This is a genomic window from Lysinibacillus sp. RU7 (genome assembly GCF_057837305.1).
On the sequence record NZ_JBYQFK010000099.1, the window covers coordinates 1 to 285 of the forward strand.

Here is a 285-nt window from a genome sequence, read left to right on the forward strand (position 1 = left end):
GTTGTTATCATAATTGGACAAATCACGTCCAAACATCCAGGTGGCCCAATTACCGCCTCCTGCTGTAAACTGTGCTTCTAAAATAGATTCTTTCGTATTACGTTGCGCAAGATCCGTATTGCTTGCGTTCATCGCATACAAATCTGAGTAATTAGCATTGAGGTCAAAGCCATCTGCAGTCAGGGCATCAACAAATTGAACGACTTTACCATAATCCCGAATTGGCTTTTCGGCATAGATCTTTGCCAACATAGCACGCGCTACAGATTTAGTAAATAAGGTCTT

The 285-nt window shown here is 41.8% G+C and carries 1 protein-coding gene; it reads right to left on the reverse strand.

Annotated elements, in window-relative coordinates; translation table 11 throughout:
• Positions 1–285, reverse strand: a 285-nt coding sequence (locus AC3II9_RS21690) for a hypothetical protein (RefSeq protein ID WP_489158752.1), incomplete at both ends; no start/stop codon positions are given.